Genomic DNA, 1,477 nt, shown 5'->3' on the forward strand with positions numbered 1-1,477 from the left:
GGCACTCTCGGAAGTCCGACCCGCCCGCAATCGGCGAGCCGTGGCTGCGTGCTCGTAGCACCGATGCGCGATCGTGCGCGGATCGCTCGCATGCGACGCGGACGCAAGTGGCCGAGGGGTGTCAGGCAGCAACGGCACACGAGCACGCGGCCCGTGCACGTGACGCGACCGGCCGTCCGCCTGCATTCCTCATGCGATCAATCAACCACGTACATATCCGCGGCTTCTTCAATCCAGACTCAGTCCACCGCGCCGCCGAACCTCCGTAATCCTCGTGGAGACCGGGCGCGCGTTCGCCGGCGGGAGTGGAGCGATCCGTTCCTGCTGCCCCTCTCGGCTATTCGATGACCGCCGACCTCTGGAGCGAAGCGACCGAAATAGGTGTGCAGGCCGCGGTTCTGGATTGCGGCTGGACTCCCGCTGGACCGGCCATTGCTAGCCTGCTCCGCGTACGAAGTGCGTTTCGCCGGAATCGCCAGCCCCGAGGCAAGACAACCGGCACGGCTGCTCACCGAGATGTGGAAGCGGATCGACCTTCGGGAAACGAGCACTGCGCTCTCCGGTCGACGCATCGAACGAGCAGATCATCAGGAGCGGACGAAGGGAAAGGAGGAGGTAAACAGGGGCAGCAGCGGCGCAACGGTCGCGAAGTGACCCGCGTCGTGTCGTCATCAGGAGCGGTGTCTGAACGGAGTGCCGGCGAGCGCCGAGCGCCCCGCGACGACCCGCCGAGTTCCGGCTCGCCGACAGTGCATCAGCAACAGCGATCGGTCTGCACCGACCGATCGTGATCCTGACGCGCATGTCAGTCGCCGGACGTCATCTAACCGGAAGGAGGACCTGTGGATTCGTTCGATGACACACAGATGGAACAGGACGAACACCGCCACATGCGTGGTCGTCGTCGAGGCCAGCGGGCGGCGCAACTCGCCACCCTCGCGGCCACCGTCATGTTCGCGCTGGCGATCACCTCGAAGGTGGTCGGCGGATAGCAGTCCCGAAGCAACGGGACGGAAGGGAAGAGTTCGGATGGAACGGCGAGGAAGAAAGCGGCGCCCGCGTCTGATGGCGCGGTGGGCCGCACGGATCAGGAGCGCGGCGCAGCGGTGCGTCACGCTCATGAAGGCCGGGTGGTCCGCGACGGTCCACCGGCTCCGTCCGTGGAAGCCAGTCGTGATCGTCGATGCGAAGCACGGCAGGGCGCGCCGTCTGCGGCGGGCGCTGGTGCGGGCGACGCGGGCGCAGTTCAAGGCGCTCGGCGTGGCTCCGCCGGAGCATCTCCTGGTCGTCGTGCAGCGGGTCGTGCTGAGCGATCGCCCATCGGCGTCGCTGCTGCAGTTCTTCGATGGCCGCGACGGCAGGAGGCGCCATGTCCTCTCCCTCGCCTTCGTGGTCGGAGACGACTCGATGAGCGATGGCGCGATCGTCTCGACGCTCCGCCAGCAGCTCGACGAGGTCGTGGGCGAAGCCCTCGGCC

The 1,477-nt window shown here is 67.3% G+C and carries 2 protein-coding genes; both read left to right on the forward strand.

Going from position 1 to position 1,477, the window contains the following annotated elements; all coding sequences use genetic code 11:
• The first annotated feature begins 842 nt into the window (after positions 1-842).
• Positions 843-992: a hypothetical protein gene (locus Q8M88_RS03750; RefSeq protein WP_305594911.1), complete on the forward strand. Its 150-nt coding sequence runs from the start codon at positions 843-845 to the stop codon at positions 990-992.
• A 181-nt stretch (positions 993-1,173) separates the two neighbouring features.
• On the forward strand, positions 1,174-1,477 hold a 304-nt coding region (locus Q8M88_RS03755), incomplete at its 3' end, for a hypothetical protein (RefSeq protein ID WP_305594912.1).

This window comes from Phenylobacterium sp., from assembly GCF_030693805.1.
In the GTDB taxonomy this organism is placed as follows: domain Bacteria; phylum Pseudomonadota; class Alphaproteobacteria; order Caulobacterales; family Caulobacteraceae; genus Phenylobacterium.